The sequence below is a fragment of the Variovorax sp. OV700 genome, assembly GCF_900099805.1.
Taxonomy (GTDB): domain Bacteria; phylum Pseudomonadota; class Gammaproteobacteria; order Burkholderiales; family Burkholderiaceae_C; genus Variovorax.
Map to the genome: position 1 here is coordinate 67,653 of NZ_FNDR01000008.1, position 19,399 is coordinate 87,051.

15 protein-coding genes are annotated in these 19,399 nt (G+C 66.1%); 10 read left to right on the plus strand and 5 right to left on the minus strand.

The genetic code is table 11. The annotated features are described in order from the left end of the window. Positions 1-12: 12 nt before the first annotated feature. The 10 genes from BLR24_RS19085 to BLR24_RS19130 all read left to right on the plus strand — a co-directional run bounded on the left by BLR24_RS19085 (position 13) and on the right by BLR24_RS19130 (position 12,878). The gene (locus BLR24_RS19085) at positions 13-1,464 is read left to right on the plus strand and encodes an aldehyde dehydrogenase family protein (RefSeq protein ID WP_093019727.1); all 1,452 of its coding nucleotides are present in this window, start codon (positions 13-15) and stop codon (positions 1,462-1,464) included. A gap of 54 nt (positions 1,465-1,518) precedes the next feature. After that, positions 1,519-2,484 (plus strand): ABC transporter substrate-binding protein, encoded by a 966-nt coding sequence (locus tag BLR24_RS19090; protein WP_093019729.1) that lies wholly within the window; start codon positions 1,519-1,521, stop codon positions 2,482-2,484. 30 nt (positions 2,485-2,514) lie between these two features. After that, a complete protein-coding gene (chvE, locus tag BLR24_RS19095; protein ID WP_093019731.1) occupies positions 2,515-3,585 on the plus strand; it encodes a multiple monosaccharide ABC transporter substrate-binding protein in 1,071 nt (356 codons plus the stop codon). A gap of 8 nt (positions 3,586-3,593) precedes the next feature. After that, positions 3,594-5,150, plus strand: a complete 1,557-nt coding sequence (gene mmsA / locus BLR24_RS19100; protein ID WP_093019733.1) for a multiple monosaccharide ABC transporter ATP-binding protein — start codon at positions 3,594-3,596, stop codon at positions 5,148-5,150. Next, positions 5,137-6,363 (plus strand): multiple monosaccharide ABC transporter permease, encoded by a 1,227-nt coding sequence (mmsB, locus tag BLR24_RS19105; RefSeq protein ID WP_093019735.1) that lies wholly within the window; start codon positions 5,137-5,139, stop codon positions 6,361-6,363. The genes mmsA and mmsB overlap by 14 nt, the downstream gene beginning before the upstream one ends. 4 nt (positions 6,364-6,367) lie before the next feature. Beyond that, a complete protein-coding gene (locus tag BLR24_RS19110) occupies positions 6,368-7,888 on the plus strand; it encodes a sugar ABC transporter ATP-binding protein (RefSeq protein WP_093019737.1) in 1,521 nt (506 codons plus the stop codon). Positions 7,889-8,033: 145 nt separating this feature from the next. Continuing rightward, complete coding sequence (locus BLR24_RS19115) at positions 8,034-9,068, plus strand: ABC transporter permease (protein WP_093019739.1); 1,035 nt, start codon at positions 8,034-8,036, stop codon at positions 9,066-9,068. A 61-nt stretch (positions 9,069-9,129) separates the two neighbouring features. After that, complete coding sequence (yjfF, locus tag BLR24_RS19120; protein ID WP_093019741.1) at positions 9,130-10,158, plus strand: galactofuranose ABC transporter, permease protein YjfF; 1,029 nt, start codon at positions 9,130-9,132, stop codon at positions 10,156-10,158. Between the two features lie 44 nt (positions 10,159-10,202). Further along, positions 10,203-11,954, plus strand: coding sequence for an IlvD/Edd family dehydratase (locus BLR24_RS19125; protein WP_093019743.1), 1,752 nt, complete (start codon positions 10,203-10,205; stop codon positions 11,952-11,954). 6 nt (positions 11,955-11,960) lie between these two features. After that, positions 11,961-12,878, plus strand: a complete 918-nt coding sequence (locus BLR24_RS19130; protein ID WP_093019745.1) for a dihydrodipicolinate synthase family protein — start codon at positions 11,961-11,963, stop codon at positions 12,876-12,878. 33 nt (positions 12,879-12,911) lie between these two features. On the opposite strand, the gene BLR24_RS19135 is transcribed toward BLR24_RS19130, so the two are convergent. From BLR24_RS19135 to cphA (BLR24_RS19155), 5 genes are all read right to left on the minus strand, one after another. Further along, positions 12,912-13,166 carry a hypothetical protein gene (locus BLR24_RS19135; protein ID WP_093019747.1) on the minus strand — a complete coding sequence of 85 codons (255 nt, stop codon included), beginning with the start codon at positions 13,164-13,166 and terminating at the stop codon, positions 12,912-12,914. A 176-nt stretch (positions 13,167-13,342) separates the two neighbouring features. Next, positions 13,343-13,864, minus strand: a complete 522-nt coding sequence (locus tag BLR24_RS19140; RefSeq protein ID WP_093019749.1) for a hypothetical protein — start codon at positions 13,862-13,864, stop codon at positions 13,343-13,345. Between the two features lie 83 nt (positions 13,865-13,947). Then, on the minus strand, positions 13,948-14,349 hold the full coding sequence (locus BLR24_RS19145; protein ID WP_093019751.1) for a hypothetical protein: 402 nt from the start codon (positions 14,347-14,349) through the stop codon (positions 13,948-13,950). Between the two features lie 170 nt (positions 14,350-14,519). Then, the gene (gene cphA / locus BLR24_RS19150; RefSeq protein WP_093019753.1) at positions 14,520-17,087 is read right to left on the minus strand and encodes a cyanophycin synthetase; all 2,568 of its coding nucleotides are present in this window, start codon (positions 17,085-17,087) and stop codon (positions 14,520-14,522) included. Between the two features lie 13 nt (positions 17,088-17,100). Beyond that, on the minus strand, positions 17,101-19,344 hold the full coding sequence (gene cphA, locus BLR24_RS19155; protein WP_254787452.1) for a cyanophycin synthetase: 2,244 nt from the start codon (positions 19,342-19,344) through the stop codon (positions 17,101-17,103). Positions 19,345-19,399 lie beyond the last annotated feature (55 nt).

The following is a 19,399-nucleotide window of genomic DNA, read 5'->3' on the forward strand; positions in this document are numbered from 1 at the left end:
GTCGGCGCAGCGGTGATTCACGGCGAGATCCATCAGAACGTGCGGCAATACATTAACGGCCGCTGGGAAACCAGCGCGACCACCGGTGTGAGCGCCAATCCTTCGGACACCAGCGAAGTGGTGGCCGAATACGCACGTGCCGATCGCCGCCAGGTTGAATCCGCAATCCGCGCCGCCGCCGACGCCTTTCCGCACTGGAGCCACAGCACGCCGCAGCGCCGTGCCGACGTGCTGGACCGTATCGGCACCGAGCTTTTGGCGCGCAAGGACGAGCTGGGCCTGCTGCTGGCGCGTGAAGTCGGCAAGACGCTGCCCGAGGCTGTGGCCGAGGCCACGCGCGCGGGGCAGACCTTCAAGTTTTTTGCGGGCGAGGCGATGCGCGGCGGGGGCGAGAACATGGCGTCGCTCCGTGCTGGTGTGCAGGTCGACGTCACGCGCGAGCCGGTCGGCGTGGCCGGCCTCATCACGCCGTGGAACTCGCCGCTCGCTGTGCCGGCGACCAAGATTGCACCCGCTCTCGCCTACGGCAACAGCGTGGTGTTCAAGCCGGCCGAACTGGTGCCGGCCTGCGGCTGGACGCTGGCCGAAATCATCAGCCGCGCCGCGCTGCCCGCGGGCGTTTTCAACCTAGTGATGGGCAGCGGTCGCGAGGCCGGCCAGGCGCTGGTCGACAGCCCGCTGGTCGATGCGGTGAGCTTCACCGGCTCGGCCCGCAACGGCGAACGCATTCTCCAGGCGGCCGCCGCGCGGCGCGCCAAGGTGCAGCTCGAGATGGGCGGCAAGAACGCGCTCGTCGTGCTGGCAGATGCCGACATCGACCACGCTGTCGATTGCGCGGTGCAGGGCGCCTACTTTTCCAACGGGCAGCGCTGCACGGCGTCGAGCCGACTCATCGTCGAGGCCGCCGTGCACGATGTGTTCGTGTCTCGGCTTCGCGAACGGCTCAAGGCGCTGAAGATCGGCCATGCGCTCGAACGCGGAATCGACATCGGGCCACTGGTCGACGAAGACCGGCTGGCGCGCAGCCTCGCATGGGTCGGCATCGCGCGAGAAGAAGGCGCCGAGCACGTGTGGGGCGGCGAGCCGCTCAAGCGCGCCACTGCTGGCCACTACATGAGCCCGGCGCTCTTCCTGGCCAAGCCCGGGCACCGCATCGCGCGCGAGGAAATCTTCGGCCCACTGGCCTGCGTGCTGCGCGTCGCCGACTACGACGAAGCGCTGGCGCTGTGCAACGACACGCCCTCGGGCCTCAGCGCGGGCATCTGCACCAACTCGCTCAAGCACGCGATGCATTTCAGGCGGCATGCCGAAGTCGGCATGACGATGGTCAATCTGCCGACCGCGGGCGTGGATTTCCACGTGCCCTTTGGCGGCCGCAAGGGGTCGGGCTACGGGCCGCGCGAACAAGGGCGCCACGCCGCGGAGTTCTACACGACGGTCAAGACCGGCTACATGCTGGCCTGACCACCACGGACGGTTTTCAACAGCAAGCAAACAGAGAAAGAAGGAGACATTCCCATGAAACTCAATCGCCGCACCCTCAGCATCGCACTCGCCGCCGCCTCGCTGGGCAGCCTCCTGCCCGCCACGGCGCTGGCGCAGAAGAAGATCGTGCTGGGCTTCAGCCAGGTTGGGGCCGAGAGCGAATGGCGCACCGCCAACACCGAGTCGATCAAGGCATCGGCCAAGGAAGCGGGCATCGAGCTCAAGTTCTCCGACGCGCAGCAGAAACAAGAGAACCAGATCAAGGCCATCCGCTCGTTCATTGCGCAGAAGGTCGACGTGATCGCGTTCTCGCCGGTGGTGGAGTCGGGCTGGGAAACCGTGCTGCGCGAAGCCAAGGCCGCGAAGATTCCGGTGGTGCTGACCGACCGTTCCGTCAACACCAAGGACGACTCGCTCTACGTGACCTTCATGGGTTCCGACTTCGTCGAGGAAGGCCGCAAGGCGGGCCGTTGGCTGGTCGAGAAGATGAAGGACCAGAAGGGCGAAGTGAACATCGTCGAGCTGCAGGGCACCGTGGGCTCGGCACCGGCCATCGACCGCAAGAAGGGCTTCGAGGAAATCATCAAGGCCGATCCAAAGTTCAAGATCGTGCGCTCGCAGACTGGCGACTTCACGCGTGCCAAGGGCAAGGAAGTGATGGAAGCCTTCCTGAAGGCTGAGGGCAAGAAGATCAACGTGCTGTTCGCGCACAACGACGACATGGCCATCGGCGCCATCCAGGCCATCGAAGAGGCCGGTCTCAAGCCCGCGAAGGACATCACCATCATCTCGATCGACGCCGTGAAGGGTGCCTTCGAAGCCATGATCGCCGGCAAGCTCAACGTGTCGGTGGAATGCAGCCCGCTGCTCGGCCCTCAGCTGATGAGCGCCGTGAAAGACATCAAGGCCGGCAAGGCGCTGCCCAAGCGCATCGTGACCGAAGAGACGATTTTCCCGATGGAAGTCGCCGCCAAGGAATTCCCGAATCGAAAGTATTGAGCTCTCTCCATTGAAACAACGGATCGCACCATGAAACGCAATTTCCTCAAGGCCTCGCTCGCAGGCATCGCACTGGTCATCGTCGGCATCGCGCCGCTCGCGCACGCGCAGGACAAGGGCCTGATCGCCATCTCGATGCCCACCAAGTCGTCGGCGCGCTGGATCGCCGACGGCGCCAACATGGTCAAGTACTTCAAGGAGAAGGGCTACAAGACCGACCTGCAGTACGCCGACGACGACATCCCGAACCAGCTCGCACAGATCGAGAACATGGTCACCAAGGGCTCTAAGGTGCTGGTCATCGCAGCCATCGACGGCACCACGCTGTCCGACGTGCTGCAGAAGGCGGCCGACAAGGGCGTGAAGGTCATTGCGTACGACCGCCTCATCAAGGGCTCGAAGAACGTCGACTACTACGCGACTTTCGACAACTTCCAGGTCGGCGTGCTGCAGGCACAGTCGATCGAGGCGGCCCTCGGCCTCAAGAACGGCAAGGGCCCGTTCAACATCGAACTGTTCGGCGGCTCGCCCGACGACAACAACGCCTTCTTCTTCTACAACGGCGCCATGTCGGTGCTGGATCCGTACATCAAGAGCGGCAAGCTGGTGGTGCGCAGCAAGCAGATGGGCATGGACAAGGTCGGCACGCTCCGCTGGGACGGCGCGGTGGCACAGGCCCGCATGGACAACCTGCTGTCGGCCTACTACACCAAGGACCGCGTCGATGCGGTGCTGTCGCCATACGACGGCCTGTCGATCGGCATCCTGTCGTCGCTCAAGGGCGTGGGCTATGGCTCGGCTTCGCAGCCGATGCCGGTGGTGTCGGGCCAGGACGCGGAGATCCCGTCGGTCAAGTCGATCCTGCGCAAGGAACAGACCTCGACCGTGTTCAAGGACACGCGTGAACTGGCCAAGGTCACGGTGGCCATGGCCGACGCCATGCTGTCGGGCAAGACGCCCGAGGTGAACGACACCAAGACCTACAACAACGGCATCAAGGTGGTGCCTTCGTACCTGCTCAAGCCCGTGAGCGTGGACGGCGGCAACTGGAAGCAGGTGCTGGTCGACAGCGGCTACTACAAGGAAAGCCAGGTCAAGTGAGTATTGCGATGGCGGCAGCGGATTTATGCATCCTCGAGATGCGCGGCATCACCAAGACGTTTCCCGGCGTGAAAGCGCTGAGTGACGTCAACCTGGCGGTGCGCGCAGGCGAGATCCATGCGGTGGTTGGCGAGAACGGCGCGGGCAAGTCGACGCTCATGAAGGTGCTGAGCGGCGTCTACCCGTGCGACTCGTACACCGGGGAGATCCACTTCGAGGGCGAGCTGCGCCGCTTCAGGAGCATCGCCGACAGCGAGAAGCTCGGCATCATCATCATCCACCAGGAGTTGGCGCTGGTGCCGCTGCTGTCCATTGCCGAGAACATCTTTCTCGGCAACGAGATTGCACGCGGCGGCGTGATCGACTGGTTTGCCGCCTATGCGAAGACCCGCGACCTGCTGGCGAAGGTGGGCCTCAAGGAGCCGCCCACCACGCTGGTGACCGACCTGGGCGTGGGCAAGCAGCAGCTGGTCGAGATTGCCAAGGCGCTGGCAAAGGAAGTCAAGCTGCTGATCCTGGACGAGCCCACCGCCAGCCTCAACGAGAACGACAGCGATGCATTGCTGATGCTGCTGCTCGAATTGAAGCGGCAGGGCATCGCGTCGATCCTGATCTCGCACAAGCTCAACGAAATTGCCAAGGTGGCCGACTCGATCACCGTGCTGCGCGATGGCGCCACGGTGGAGACGATGGACTGCCGCGGCCAGCCGATCAGCGAAGACCGCATCATCCGCGGCATGGTCGGCCGGGACATGGCGCACCGCTATCCGCAACGCCATCCGAAGATCGGCGAGACGGTATTCGAGGTGCGCGACTGGCGGGTGCACCATGCGCTGCATGCCGACCGCGAGCAGATCAAGGGCGTGAATCTGCATGTGCGCCAAGGCGAAATCGTGGGCATCGCGGGCCTCATGGGTGCGGGGCGCACCGAACTCGCGATGAGCGTGTTCGGCAAGTCCTACGGCCAGCGCATCAGCGGCACGGTGCTGATGCACGGCCAGCCGGTGGACGTGGACACGGTGCGCAAGGCCATCGACCATGGCATTGCCTATGTCACCGAAGACCGCAAGGGCCTGGGACTCGTGCTCGAGGAAGACATTCGCAAGAACGTGAGCCTGGCCAACCTGGAGGCGGTTTCCAACGCCATGGTGATCGACGACGCACGCGAATTCAAGGTGGCGGTCGATTACCGCAAGGCACTCAACATCCGCTCTTCGGGCGTGGAACAGCTGGTGGTCAACCTCTCGGGTGGCAACCAGCAGAAGGTGGTGCTCAGCAAATGGCTCTTCACCAAGCCCGAACTATTGATTCTTGACGAACCCACGCGCGGCATCGACGTGGGCGCCAAGTACGAGATCTACACCATCATCGACCAGCTTGCGAGCGAGGGCAAAGGCATTCTCATGATTTCTTCCGAACTGCCGGAACTGCTCGGCATGTGCGACCGTATCTACGTGATGAACGAGGGCCGCTTCGTGGCCGAATTTACGGCGGCTGAGGCTTCGCAGGAACGCATCATGCACGCCATCGTGAGCGCAGGGAGTTCCGTCCATGTCGCAGCCTGAAGTCAACGCGGCGGTGAACGCCGCCGTCCCCATTGCGGAGACCACCCCCAAGCTGCACGCCGGCTTCCTGAAGAACAACCTGCGCGAATACGGCATGCTGATCTCGCTGGTCGCGATCATGGTGCTGTTCCAGGTGCTGACCGACGGCACGCTGCTGCGTCCGCTGAACCTCACCAACCTGCTGCTGCAGAACAGCTACGTCGTCATCATGGCGCTGGGCATGCTGCTGGTGATCGTGGCGGGCCACATCGACCTGTCCGTGGGTTCGGTTTGCGGCTTCATCGGCGCGCTGGCGGCGGTGCTGATGGTCGAGTACGAATGGCATTTCGTGCCCACGGCCATCATCAGCATTGCGGCCGGCGCGGTCATCGGCGCGGCGCAGGGCTGGTTCGTCGCGTTCCGAAAGATTCCGTCGTTCATCGTCACGCTCGCGGGCATGCTGGTGTTCAAGGGGCTCACGCTGGCGCTGCTGGCGGGGCAGTCGGTGGGACCGTTTCCGGTCGAGTTCCAGCGGCTGAGCTCGGGCTTCATCCCCGACCCGCTGGGCGGCCTCGATGCCGGTGGGCTGCGCATCACCTCGCTGGTGGTCGGCGCACTGGCCGCGGCAGCGCTGGTGTTCTTCAAGCTGCGCGGCCGGGCCAAGCTCGCGGCGCACGGCATGGAAACGGAGCCCTATGCGTTCTTCCTGGTGAAGAACCTGTTCTTCGCGGGCATCATCCTTTTCTTCAGCTACCTGCTCTCGACCTACAAGGGCCTGCCCAACGTGCTGATCGTGATGGCGGTGCTGATCGTGGTGTACGACTTCGTCACCAACCGCACCACCATCGGCCGACGCATCTATGCGCTGGGCGGCAACGAGAAAGCGGCGCGGCTGTCGGGCGTGAAGACGCAGCGGCTGGCGTTCCTGACCTTCGTGAATATGGGCGCGCTGGCCGCGCTCGCGGGGCTGGTGTTCGCAGCGCGGCTCAACACGGCCACGCCCAAGGCGGGCCTCGGCTTCGAGCTCGATGTGATCGCGGCCTGCTTCATCGGCGGCGCATCGGCCTCGGGCGGTGTGGGCCGGGTGATGGGCGCGGTGATCGGTGCCTTCATCATGGGCGTGATGAACAACGGCATGTCGATCCTGGGCATCGGCATCGACTACCAGCAGGTCATCAAGGGCCTGGTGCTGCTGGCTGCGGTGTTCATCGACGTCTACAACAAGAACAAGTAAGCGCATGAGCCAGAGCAGCATCAGCCCCGTGCTCGAACTGCGGGGCATCCACAAGCAGTTCGGCGGCATTCCGGTGCTGCGCGACGTGCAGCTGCGGCTCTATCCGGGCGAGATCCACGCGCTCATGGGGCAGAACGGCGCGGGCAAGTCGACGCTGATCAAGGTGCTCACGGGCGTGCTGCCGTCGAGCGGCGGCGAGACATGGCTGGATGGACAAGCCATTCATCCCGCCTCGCCGCTCGAAGCCCAGAAGCTCGGCATCAGCACGGTCTACCAAGAGGTCAACCTGTGCCCGAACCTCTCGGTGGCCGAGAACGTGTTTGCGGGTCGCTATCCGCGCTGCGGCGCCGTGCAGGGTTTTCGCATCGACTGGGCGGCTGTCAACCGCCGTGCCGAGGAGCTGTTGGCGCGCATCGGCCTGGACATCGACGTGACCCGGCTGCTGTCGAGCTATTCGGTGGCGGTGCAGCAGATGGTGGCGATTGCGCGCGCGCTCGGCGTGTCATCGAAGGTGCTGATCCTGGACGAACCGACCTCCAGCCTGGACGACGACGAGGTGGAGAAGCTGTTCGAGGTGCTGCGGCGCCTGCGCGGCGAGGGGCTCGCCATCGTCTTCGTGACGCACTTTCTCAATCAGATGTATGCAGTGTCGGACCGCATCACGGTGCTGCGCAACGGCAACTGGGTAGGCGAATGGCGTGCCGCTGATCTTGGACCGCAGGCGCTGATCGCTGCAATGCTGGGGCGGGAGCTCGCGGCTCAGTCGGCGCGGCCTGCTGCGCTCCCTCAGCTCGACGAAACGGCGCAGGCGTTGCTGCAGGCAGAGGGCTTGGGGCAGGCCGGGCAGCTGCAGGCAACCGACTTGCGTGTGCGCGCCGGCGAGGTCGTCGGCATTGCGGGCCTGCTCGGCGCGGGGCGTACCGAACTTGCACGTCTGCTGTTCGGCCTGGAAACGCCCGACCGCGGTGTGCTGAAGATCGACGGCCGGACGGTCAGCTTTTCGAACCCCGCAGACGCAGTCCGCGAAGGGCTTGCCCTGTGTCCCGAAGAACGCAAGACCGACGGCATCGTGGCCGAGCTGTCCGTGCGCGAAAACATCGCGCTCGCACTGCAGGCGCGTCTCGGCACACGGCGCTTCCTTTCGCATGCAGAGCAGACCGCGATGGCGGAACGCTTCGTCAAGTCGCTGGGCATCAAGACCGCGAGCGTGGAAACACCCATCGGCCTGCTCTCGGGCGGCAACCAGCAAAAGGCCATGATCGCGCGCTGGCTCGCGACCGAGCCGCGCCTCTTGATCCTTGACGAGCCCACGCGCGGCATCGACGTGGCGGCCAAGCAGGAAATCATGGAAGAGATATTGCGGCTCGCGCGCGCGGGCATGGCGGTGATCTTCATTTCTTCCGAGATCAGCGAGGTGGTGCGCGTGGCGCATCGCATCGTGGTGCTGCGCGATCGCAAGAAGGTGGGCGAGCTGCCGGGCGGCGCGACCGAGGACGAGGTCTACGAAATGATTGCCGCAGCATGAAGATCTCTTTGTTTTTCTCCCTTCCCTTCCGGGGGAGGGCAGGGGTGGGGGCACGACGGCCTTCCATTGAGCGCGGCCCCATCGCAAGCGCCGTCTGCCCCCATCCCAACCTTCCCCCGGAAGGGGAAGGAGCTAGGCAGAACACATGAAACGCCTCTCCTCCTTCATGAGTCATCGCCTTGCGTGGCCCATCGTGACGCTGCTACTCCTGCTCGCCGTCAACACCGTATTCAACGCCAGCTTCCTGCACCTCGAATGGCGCGACGGCCATCTCTACGGCAGCCTGATCGACATCGTGAATCGCGCGGCGCCGCTGGTGCTGGTGTCGCTGGGCATGACGCTCGTCATTGCCACGCGCGGCATCGACATTTCGGTGGGCGCGGTGGTCGCCATTGCGGCGGCACTGGCTGCCTGGATGATCGGCGGCTCCGTGGCGAGCGACGTGAGCCGTTTTCCGATGTGGCTGGCCATTGCGGCTGCCTTGGGCATTGCGCTTTTGTGCGGCCTCTGGAACGGAATGCTCGTCGCCAAGGTCGGCATGCAGCCGATCATCGCGACGCTGATCCTCATGGTGGCGGGCCGCGGTATCGCGCAGCTCATCGCTGACGGGCAGATCATCACGATCTACTACAAGCCGTTCTTCTTCCTGGGCAGCGGCTATCTGCTGGGACTGCCGTTCTCGCTGTTCATCGTGGCGGCGGTCTTCGTTCTGCTGTACCTGGCCATCACGCGCACGGCGCTCGGCCTGTTCATCCAGGCGGTGGGCATCAACCCGACGGCGGCGCGGGTGGCGGGCGTGCAGGCGCGGCGGCTCATCGTCGGCGCCTATGCGTTCTGCGGCGTGTGCGCGGGCATCGCGGGCCTGTTGATCAGCTCCAACGTCAAGAGCGCAGACGGCAACAACGCGGGACAACTGCTCGAACTCGATGCGATTTTGGCTGTGACGCTGGGCGGCACGGCGCTTACGGGTGGGCGCTTCAGCCTCATGGGCAGCGTGATCGGTGCGCTGATCATCCAGACGCTGACCTATGCCATCTACTCGCTGGGCGTACCGCCGGAGATCAACTTGGTCGTGAAGGCGGTGGTGGTGTTCGCGGTGATGCTGTTGCAGTCGCCGGAGTTCAGGGCAGAGGTGCGTACGCTGGTTCAGCGGCCTGCGCACGAGGGAGCAAGTTCATGAGCTCCCGCCCGGCCGTTCCGAAGGGGGCTCGCACCGCAGTGCGCAGCACGGAGGTTACCCAATGAGCGCGGTGATCGAGACTGCACCCTCACCCCAACCCTCTCCCGCCAGCGGGAGAGGGGGCAAGACGGGGCTCAATCCGAAGTACTTGCCGCTCGCGGCGACCATCTCGCTGTTCGTGCTGATGGCGACGCTGGGCTCGGTGTTCTACGACGGCTTCTTCTCGGCGCAGGTGTTCCTCAACCTGCTGATCGACAACGCGTTCCTGATCGTCGTTGCCGTAGGCATGACCTTCGTCATCCTTTCGGGGGGCATCGATCTCTCGGTGGGCTCGGTGATCGCGCTCACCACGATGGTGTCGGCCTCGTTGGTCGAGAAGCACGGCTGGAGCCCCGTGGTGGTGATTCCGCTGGTGCTGGCCATGGGCACGGCCTTCGGCGCGTTCATGGGCCTGCTTATCGAACGCTTCAGGCTGCAGCCCTTCATCGTCACGCTGGCGGGCATGTTCCTGGCGCGCGGACTGTGCTACCTGATCAGCATCGATTCGATCAGCATCACCAACGCGTTCTATTCCGAGGTTTCGCAGATCCGCATTCCGGTGTGGGGAGAGGCTTCGCTGTCGATCAGCGCTGTGATTGCCATTGCGGTGCTGCTGGCGGCGGTCTTCATTGCGCATTGCACACCCTTCGGCCGCACGGTGTATGCCATTGGCGGCAGCGAGCATTCGGCCATGCTGATGGGCCTGCCGGTACGCTCCACGCTCGTTGGCGTCTACACGCTGTCGGGTTTCTGCTCGGCGCTGGCGGGCGTGATCTTCACCTTCTACATGCTCTCGGGCTACGGCCTGCATGCACTCGGGCTGGAGCTCGATGCCATCGCGGCGGTGGTGATCGGCGGCACGCTGCTCACGGGCGGCGTGGGCTATGTGGCGGGCACGCTCTTCGGCGTGCTGATGCTCGGGATCATCCAGACGCTGATTTCCTTCGACGGCACGCTGAGCTCGTGGTGGACACGCATCGTCGTGGGCGCGCTGCTCTTCGTGTTCTGCCTGCTGCAGCGCTTCTTCACTTCGCGTGCGCCACGGCGCTGACGCGCTTTCTTTTCATTTCTCTCTCGCCTTCAGGAAATTTCCGCATGCCGGACCAAAACCCCAAGAAGAAGCTTCGCTCGACCGAATGGTTCGGTTCGGCCGACAAGAACGGCTTCATGTACCGCAGCTGGATGAAGAACCAGGGCATACCGGACCACGAGTTCGATGGTCGGCCGATCGTCGGCATCTGCAACACCTGGTCGGAGCTCACGCCCTGCAATGCGCACTTCCGCAAGATTGCCGAGCATGTGAAGCGCGGCATCTCGGAAGCGGGCGGTTTTCCGGTCGAGTTTCCGGTGTTCTCCAACGGCGAATCGAACCTGCGGCCCACGGCCATGCTCACGCGCAATCTCGCGAGCATGGACGTGGAAGAAGCCATTCGCGGCAACCCGGTCGATGCGGTGGTGCTGCTCACGGGCTGCGACAAGACCACACCCGCACTGCTGATGGGTGCCGCGAGCTGCGACATCCCGGCCATCGTCGTCACGGGCGGACCCATGTTGAACGGCAAGCTCGAAGGCAAGAACATCGGCTCGGGCACGGCCGTGTGGCAGCTTCACGAGTCGCTCAAGGCCGGCGAGATCAACCTGCATCAGTTCCTCTCGGCCGAAGGCGGCATGTCGCGCTCGGCGGGCACCTGCAACACCATGGGTACCGCTTCGACCATGGCCTGCATGGCCGAGGCGCTGGGCACTTCGCTGCCGCACAACGCCGCGATTCCGGCGGTCGATGCGCGGCGCTACGTGCTCGCCCAGATGTCGGGCATGCGCGCAGTGGAGATGGCAAAGGAAGGGCTCACGCTGTCGAAGATCCTCACGCGCGAGGCCTTCGAGAACGCCATTCGCGTCAACGCCGCCATCGGCGGATCGACCAATGCGGTGATCCACCTGAAGGCGATTGCGGGGCGCATCGGCGTCGATCTCGAACTCGAGGACTGGACGCGCATCGGTAGCGACACGCCCACCATCGTCGATCTGCAGCCCTCAGGCCGATTCCTGATGGAGGAGTTCTACTACGCGGGCGGCCTGCCAGCCGTGTTGCGCCGCCTGGGTGAAAGCGGTCTCTTGCCGCACCCGGATGCGCTCACCGTCAACGGCCAGTCGCTCTGGGACAACGTGCGCGACGCGCCGAGCCTCAACGACGAGGTGATCCGCCCCCTGGACAACCCGCTGATTGCCGATGGCGGCATTCGCATCCTGCGCGGCAATCTCTCGCCGCGCGGCGCGGTGCTCAAGCCCTCCGCGGCGTCGCCCGAGTTGCTGAAGCACCGGGGCCGCGCGGTGGTGTTCGAGAACCTCGAACACTACAAGGAGCGCATCGTCGACGAATCGCTCGATGTCGATGCGAGTTCGGTGATGGTGCTGAAGAACTGCGGCCCGAAGGGCTATCCCGGCATGGCCGAGGTGGGCAACATGGGGCTGCCACCGAAGTTGCTGCGCCAAGGCGTGAAGGACATGGTGCGCATCTCGGACGCGCGCATGAGCGGCACGGCCTATGGCACCGTCGTGCTGCACGTCGCTCCTGAAGCGGCGGACGGCGGGCCTTTGGCCGCGGTGCGCGACGGCGACTGGATCGAGCTCGACTGCGATGCGGGCCGGCTGCACCTGGACATCAGCGACGAAGAACTGGCGGCGCGCCTGGCTGCGCTCACCAGCACCGATGCACAGCCGATGAGTACGCGCGGCGGCGGCTACCAGAAGCTCTACGTCAACCATGTGCTGCAGGCCGATGAAGGCTGCGACTTCGACTTTCTGGTGGGCTGCAGAGGCTCCGCCGTTCCCCGTCACTCACACTGATCCATCATGACTCCCAGATACCGTGGCATCTTCCCGGTGGTGCCCACCACCTTCACCGAACAGGGCGCGCTCGATCTCGAAAGCCAGAAGCGCTGCGTCGATTTCATGATCGATGCGGGCTCCGACGGCCTCTGCATCCTCGCCAACTTCTCGGAACAGTTCGTGCTCTCCGACGAAGAGCGCGAGGTGCTCACGCGCACGGTGCTCGAGCACGTGGCCGGCCGCGTGCCGGTGATCGTCACCACCACCCACTACAGCACCCGCATCTGCGCTGAACGCAGCCGGCGCGCGCAAGACATGGGCGCCGCCATGCTGATGGTGATGCCGCCCTATCACGGCGCCACCTTCCGCGTGCCGGAGCCGCAGATCTTCGAGTTCTACGCCGGTCTCTCGGATGCGGTGGGCATCCCGATCATGATTCAGGACGCGCCTGCGAGCGGCACCGTGCTATCGGCCGCTTTCCTGGCACGCATGGCGCGCGAGCTCGAGCACGTGGCGTACTTCAAGATCGAGACCGCGGGGGCGGCTTCCAAGCTCCGCGAACTGATCCGCCTGGGTGGCGATGCCATCGAAGGCCCATGGGACGGCGAGGAAGCCATCACGCTCATGCCGGACCTGGATGCGGGCGCCACCGGCTCGATGACGGGCGGCGGCTTTCCCGATGGCATTCGTCCCATCATCGAGGCGCACCGCGCGGGCGACCGCGAGAAAGCCTTCGCGCTGTACCAGCAATGGTTGCCGCTCATCAACTACGAGAACCGCCAGGCCGGGCTGCTGGCTTGCAAGGCGCTGATGAAGGAGGGCGGCGTGATCGCTTGCGAGGCGCCGCGTCACCCGCTGCCGGCGATGCACCTCGACACGCGCGCAGGCCTGATCGAAACCGCCAAACGGCTGGACCCGCTGGTGCTGCGCTGGGGGCGTTGAGGAAGAGAAGAGGAAAAAGAAAGGGAAGGGCGCTCAGCTATTCTCGAGTTCGCTGACCTGCAGCGACAGGTCGAACAGCTTCGACTTGCTCGCGTAATAGCGATCGAGCCGCCATTCCTTCAGGATGTCCATGGCCAGTTCGAAGCTCTTGTAGTCCAGGCTGTAGAGCGTGACCAGCTCGAAGCTGCGTTCGGATTCGAGCGCCAACACGAGCTGCGCCAGGATCTTGGCCGATTCGTTGGACGGGTCCGTTTCGATGAATCGGCGAGCGACCTTGATGGCATTCATGGGAAAGAGTTTCTCGGTAGGCAGAGAGCTAGAACTATAGCTAGCGCGCGGCCATGCTTTATGACAGTCTCGTGACAAGCGGGGTCATCACGGCGCGCTTGCGCGTGATGTGAGCGGGCCGCCGCCCTCATCACAGGGCGGCGGCGCCGCACAAGACAGACGGCTTTGTTTGTGCGTCAGCGAACAGGCGTCATCGGCGCCGGCATAGGCATCGGCTCCATAGGCGCGGGAGCCATAGGTGCCATCGGCGCCACGGCCGGCGGTGGCATCCGCGAAGGTTCTGGTGCCGGGGCCGGCATCACGGCGGGTGCGGGCATGACCACGGTGGTGACGGACTCGCGAATCACGCCGCCGCCCATCACGCTGCCATCGACATTGCCGCTGGCGTTGCCGCTGCCGCCGAGTACGCGGGCCTCGCAGTCAGCGCGGTCGGCCGGCGGTTGCAGGGTGCAGCGCGCAAGGGCATTGCGGCGGTAGTCGGGCGCGCTGGTCAGCCCGCCGCGTGCGGCTTCCTGGCGTGCGGCGCCGGCCTCGCGAATGCAGGCCGCGCGGTCTTGCTGGTTGCGGCCGCAGACCGAGAGCTCCTGCTGGTAGGTGGAATCGCCGCGGCGCGGCTGCTGGGCCGAGGCCGACGTGGCCGCGGCAATACCGCCCACGGCAATGAGGGCGGCAATCATCGAACGGGTGGTGCTGTTCATGGTGAGCTCCTTGGAGTGACCTGAAACAAGAGAACAAAAATATTGGACGAGGCAGGCCGCGCCGGATTCAGCGCGGCCGACGTTCAACGCGTGGGCATCACGGGTTGCGGCGGCAGCGGGGTCACGGTTTCGCGGATGATCCCGCCACCCATCACGCTGCCTTCGGTGCTGGTGCGTGCGCCGCCCTGCAGGCGCGCTTCGCAATCGGCGCGGTCGGCCGCTGGCTGCTCGCGGCAACGCGCCATGGCATTGGCATCGACGCGGCCGGGGCCGACGCTGGTGAGGCCATTGCGTGCGGCCTCCTGCCGCGCGGCGCCGGCTTCGCGAAGGCATGCGGCGCGGTCCTGCTGCACGCCATCGCAGGTGGCGCGCTCCTGCTGTGCGCGCTCGGCGGAGCCGGGTGCCTGCGCCTCTGCAATCGACGCGCTGAAAACTGCTGCAAAAAGCGCGGCAGCAGAAAGGGTGGAACGAACTGTTGTTGTCATCGGGTGCTCCTGATTGAGGCGCGCCCTCCGAAAGCGCGACCGGACCCGCAGTGTGGTCCGGTGCACCCCTTGCAGGGTGTGGGACTGCACAGACAGCAGACCCGGCCAGACTCGCCCATGCGTGTGGGACGTGTCCGGCATGGGGCCGGCAGTGGCCGGCCCGTGGCGCGTCAGCCCGCCGCGATGCGCTGCGCGAGGTGCGCGAGCGCTTCTTCGACCTGGTCGACCAGGATCAGCGACAAGTCGCCAGGCTTCAGCCGCGCGAGCGCGGTGTCGATGGCAACGAACTCGCCGCGGATCTCGTCGATGTAGCGCGTGCGCGCCGCGCCTTGCAGGCCCTGGCGCAATAGCGCCATGACCTCGCCGTCGGCACGGCCCCGCTGGGCTGCATCCTGGTACAGGATGACGTCGTCGAAGGCCTGGCCCAGGATGGCGGTCTGGTCGCGGATGTCGGAATCGCGCCGGTCGCCTGCGCCGCTGATCACCACAGAGCGCTTGTTGGCCGGCATGGTGTCCACGGCGGACACCAGCGCGCGCATGGCGTCGGTGTTGTGGCCGTAGTCGGCGATCACGGTGGCGCCGCGGTAGTCCATCACGTTGAAGCGTCCCGGCACGCCGGCCGCGTCGTTCATGAAGCTCGCGAGGCCACTGCGGATGGTGTCCCAGTCGAGGCCCACGGCCCAGGCCGCGGCCACCGAGGCCATCACGTTGTCGACCTGGAAGCCGATGGTGCCGTTGCGCGTGATTGGCACGTCGCGCAGCGGGATGCGTTCGCGCCACGAGCCTTCGGCCGCGACCAGCGTGTCCTGGTCGACGTACACGGTGCGCTTGCCCTGTGCGCGGTGCGTGGCCATCACCGGATGCTGGCGATCGGCGGTGAAGAAGATCACGTGGCCGGGACAGCCCGCGGCCATGGCGGCCACGTTGACATCGGCGGCGTTGAGCACCGCGTAGCCGTCGGTCGCGACGTTGCGAACCACCACGCGCTTGAGCACCGCGAGATCTTCGACCGTGGTGATGTAGTTCAGGCCCAGGTGGTCGCCGCTGCCGATGTTGGTGACCACGGCCACCTCGCAGCGGTCGAAGCCGAGGCCTTCGCGCAGCACGCCACCGCGCGCCACTTCGAACACGGCCGCATCCACGTCGGGGTGCATGAGCACGTTGCGCGCGCTCTTGGGGCCGCTGCAGTCGCCGCTGTCGGTCTGGCGCCCGTCGACGTACACGCCGTCGGTGTTGGTCATGCCGGTGCGCAGGCCGCTCGATGCGAGCAGGTGGTTGATGAGGCGCGCCGTGGTGGTCTTGCCGTTGGTGCCGGTAACGGCCACCACCGGAATGCGGCCATCGTCGCCGGGTGCGAAGAGCGTGTCCATGATGGCCTCGCCGACCGCGCGGCCGCGGCCGAACGAAGGCGAGATGTGCATGCGCAGGCCCGGCGCGGCATTCACTTCGACCACGCCGCCATGTTGTTCTTCGAGCGGACGCAGCACGTTCTCGCACACCATGTCGACGCCGCAGATGTGCAGCCCGACCATCTGCGCCGCGTCGACCGCGCGTGCGGCGACTTCGGGGTGCACGGTGTCGGTCACGTCGGTGGCGGTGCCGCCGGTGGACAGGTTGGCGTTGTTGCGCAGCACCACGCGCTGGCCGCGTTCGGGCACGCTGTCGGGCGTGAGGCCCTGGGCTTCGAGCCGGCCGACGGCGATGTCGTCGAGCCGGATCTTGGTGAGCGACGTAGCATGCCCTTCGCCGCGGCGCGGGTCGAGGTTGACGGTGTCTACCAGCTGGCGCACGGTGGAACTGCCGTCGCCGATCACGTTCGGCGGGTCGCGCCGCGCGGCGGCCACGAGCCGGTCACCCACCACCAGCAGCCGGAAGTCGAAGCCCGGCAGAAATTTCTCGACCATCACTTCGCCGTATGCCGCGGCGGAGTCGTAGGCGGCCGTGAGCTGCTCGCGCGTCGTGATGTTGACCGTGACGCCCTTGCCTTGGTTGCCGTCCTGCGGCTTCACGACCACGGGCAGGCCGATTTCCATGGCCGCGGCCCAGCCGTCTTCGGCATCGGAGACGGGGCGGCCCAGCGGCACGGGCACGCCCGCGGCATTGAGCAACTGCTTGGTGAGCTCCTTGTCCTGCGCGATCGATTCGGCCACGCCGCTGGTGCTGTCGATTTCGGCCGCCTGGATGCGGCGCTGCTTGGAACCCCAGCCAAACTGCACCAGGCTGCCGCTGGTGAGACGGCGGTAAGGAATGCCCCGCGCCAAGGCGGCATCGGCGATGGAGCCGGTGCTCGGGCCGAGGCGCTCGGATTCGTCGAGGTCGCGCAGCTCGGTGATGGCGGCGGTAGCGTCGAAGGGTGCGTCGGCCAGCGCGGCCGTGATCAACTCTTCGGCCAGTGCGAGAGCGCGGCGTCCGACGGCTTCTTCACTGTACTGGAAGGCGACCTGGTAAACGCCTTCTTCGACCGTGGGCGCGGTGTGGCCGAAGTTGACGGCGCAGCCGGCTTGCGACTGCAGCGCCACGGCGGCGTTCTCGAGCACGTGTGCCAATGCCAGCGGCTGACCCAGCACCATTGGATGCAGTTCGCCGATGGTGGGAAACCGCGCACGCAGGCGGGCTTCGAAGCCCGGCAGCCGGCTGATGGCGTTCTCATTGCCTTCGCAGGCAACCACGGCTTCGATGGCGGTGTGGCGGCTCCAGAGATTGGGACCGCGCAGGGCACGGGTACGGGTGACTTTCATGGGGCGACGCGCATCAGGCAAATTGTGGTTGTGACGAAAGCGGCTGCGTCTGCGAAAGCTGCAGAGAGGCCAGCGCCGCCTGCAGGTCGGCCTCGAAGGCTTCGACGCCGGCGCCGATGAGGTTCAGCGGAATGCCCAGTGCCCAGGCCGCGGCCACGGCCGCCAAGAGGCTCTCGAGGCTGACGCCCGCGTGGGTGGCGCGCCAGATGGTCAGGCGGCCGAGACCCGGCAAGAAAGATTCGCTGCTGCCGTTGGCCAGCACCACGCGGTCTTGCCGCACCAGCACGGCCTTGCCGCCGGCGGCCTGGTGCGCGGTGAGCGCGGCGGCTTGCGGATCGGCGGCGTAAAGAATGACAGCGCCGTCGCACAGCGGCGCCAGGCCGGCCACGCGCGGATCGCCCGCGTTCAGCACGGCCGTGCCTTCGCCGAGCACCACGTCGACCTGAGTGCGCAGCACCTTCACCAACTGGTCGCTCTCGGTGATGTCGTAGTCGGCCAGCGCTTCTGCGCCTTCGAGGTCGGTCACGATGCCGACTTCGCAGCGGTCGTAGGCGAGGCCGTCGCGCAGGATGGTCTCGGCGCCGTTCTCGATCACCACCGCCTGCACGGCGCGGTTCACGAGCAGGCGGTGGCCGGCGTCCCAGTTGGCGCTGTTGCGCGCGTCGACGCGGCGGCGCTCCAGGAACAGGCCGTCGCGGCAGGCCAGGCCCGTGTGGCGCCCGCCCAGGTTGATGAGCCAGGCGACCAGGCGCGCGAGCACGGCGGTGTCCTTGGAGCCGGCCACGCCGACGACCGGAATGCGGCCCGGCGCGTCATTGGGAAACAGGTGGTCGCAGATGGCGCGGCCCACCGGGCGCGGCGAACCGACGGCCGGCTTCAGGTGCATCAAGAGGCCAGGGCCGGCGTTCACTTCGACGATGGCGCCGCGCTGCGGGCCGAGCGGCTTGCCGATGTCCTGCGCCACCAGGTCGATGCCGGCGATGTCGAGGCCCACCACCCGCGCGGCCAGCACGGCGGCATGCGCGACTTCGGGGTGGACCATGTCGGTGCAGTCGTTGGCCATGTTGCCGTTGCGCTGGATCGTGACCACGCGGCCGGCGGCCGGCACCGAAGTGCCGTCGAGCTCCTGGCGCTTGAGTTCGAGTTGCAGCTTGGCGTCGGTGTCCAGCACGATCAGGTCGAGCGGGTATTCCTCTTCGGCGCCGCGGCGCGGGTCGCTGTTGAGCTGCTTCTCGATCAGCTCGGCCACGGTGCTCTTGCCGTCGCCCGTGACGGTGATGATCTCGCCGCGCGCGGCGGCCACCACTTCGCCGCCCACCACCAGCAGGCGGTGTTCGTGGCCGCGGATGAAGCGCTCGACCATCACGTCGCTGCCCTCGGGCTCGGCGACCGCAAAGGCGGCCATGACTTCTTCGCGCGTGGTGAGTTCGAGCGACACGCCGCGGCCGTGGTTGGCGTCCGACGGCTTCACGGCTACCGGCAGGCCGATGTCCTCGGCGGCTTCCCAGGCTTCTTCGGCGTTGGCCACCACCTGGCCCTCGGGCACCGGCACGCCGCAGCTCGCGAGCAGCGACTTGGTCAGTTCCTTGTCGCTGGCGATGGATTCGCCAATGGCGCTGGTGTAGTCGGTCTCGGCAGTCCAGATGCGCTGCTGGTTGGCGCCATAGCCCAGCTGCACCAGGTTGCCGCTGTTCAGTCGCATGTGCGGAATGCCGCGGTCGGTGGCGGCGGACACGATGGCCGCGGTGCTCGGGCCGAGGTAGCAGTCCTCGACCTTGGCCTTGACTGCATCGACGGCTTTTTGCACGTCATGGGCAGTGAACGGGTCGTTGTTGATGGCGGCCATCAGCAGGCGGTGGCCTTCGGCCAGCGCCACCCGGGCCACCTGCTCGTCGCGCGCGCGGAACACCATGCGGTAGACGCCGTGCTCCGAGGTACTGCGGGTCTGGCCGAAGCCGGTCGGCATGCCGGCCAGGTTCAAGAGTTCGATCACCACGTGCTCGAGCACGTGGCCCGACCAGGTGCCTTCGGTCAGCCGCTGGATGAAGCCGCCGCGCTCGCCCACGCCGCAGTGATGCTCGATGAGCGCCGGCAGCAGGGCCGTGATGCGGTCGGTGAAGCCGTCGATCTTGTTGGACGGGTAGTCTTCCAGCTGGCCCAGATCGAGCCAGACTTCCAGCACGGGCCGGTACGTCCAGAGGTTGGGACCGCGCAAATAATTGATGCGCAACAGGCGGATGTCGTCGAAACGGGTCATGCAAACGTTCGATGTGCTTTGGCCGAGCACCACGGCGCCTTCAAGCGCGCCCATG

Excerpts from the sequence above, each read along its gene's own strand:
- BLR24_RS19090 (WP_093019729.1), top strand. The coding sequence starts at position 1,519 with ATGAAACTCAATCGCCGCACCCTCAGCATCGCACTCGCCGCCGCCTCG.
- yjfF (WP_093019741.1), top strand. The coding sequence starts at position 9,130 with ATGAGCGCGGTGATCGAGACTGCACCCTCACCCCAACCCTCTCCCGCC.
- BLR24_RS19130 (WP_093019745.1), top strand. The coding sequence starts at position 11,961 with ATGACTCCCAGATACCGTGGCATCTTCCCGGTGGTGCCCACCACCTTC.
- BLR24_RS19115 (WP_093019739.1), top strand. The coding sequence starts at position 8,034 with ATGAAACGCCTCTCCTCCTTCATGAGTCATCGCCTTGCGTGGCCCATC.
- BLR24_RS19110 (WP_093019737.1), top strand. The coding sequence starts at position 6,368 with ATGAGCCAGAGCAGCATCAGCCCCGTGCTCGAACTGCGGGGCATCCAC.
- chvE (WP_093019731.1), top strand. The coding sequence starts at position 2,515 with ATGAAACGCAATTTCCTCAAGGCCTCGCTCGCAGGCATCGCACTGGTC.
- BLR24_RS19125 (WP_093019743.1), top strand. The coding sequence starts at position 10,203 with ATGCCGGACCAAAACCCCAAGAAGAAGCTTCGCTCGACCGAATGGTTC.
- BLR24_RS19145 (WP_093019751.1), bottom strand. The coding sequence starts at position 14,349 with ATGACAACAACAGTTCGTTCCACCCTTTCTGCTGCCGCGCTTTTTGCA.
- BLR24_RS19140 (WP_093019749.1), bottom strand. The coding sequence starts at position 13,864 with ATGAACAGCACCACCCGTTCGATGATTGCCGCCCTCATTGCCGTGGGC.
- cphA (WP_254787452.1), bottom strand. The coding sequence starts at position 19,344 with ATGACCCGTTTCGACGACATCCGCCTGTTGCGCATCAATTATTTGCGC.
- BLR24_RS19135 (WP_093019747.1), bottom strand. The coding sequence starts at position 13,166 with ATGAATGCCATCAAGGTCGCTCGCCGATTCATCGAAACGGACCCGTCC.
- mmsB (WP_093019735.1), top strand. The coding sequence starts at position 5,137 with ATGTCGCAGCCTGAAGTCAACGCGGCGGTGAACGCCGCCGTCCCCATT.
- mmsA (WP_093019733.1), top strand. The coding sequence starts at position 3,594 with ATGGCGGCAGCGGATTTATGCATCCTCGAGATGCGCGGCATCACCAAG.
- cphA (WP_093019753.1), bottom strand. The coding sequence starts at position 17,087 with ATGAAAGTCACCCGTACCCGTGCCCTGCGCGGTCCCAATCTCTGGAGC.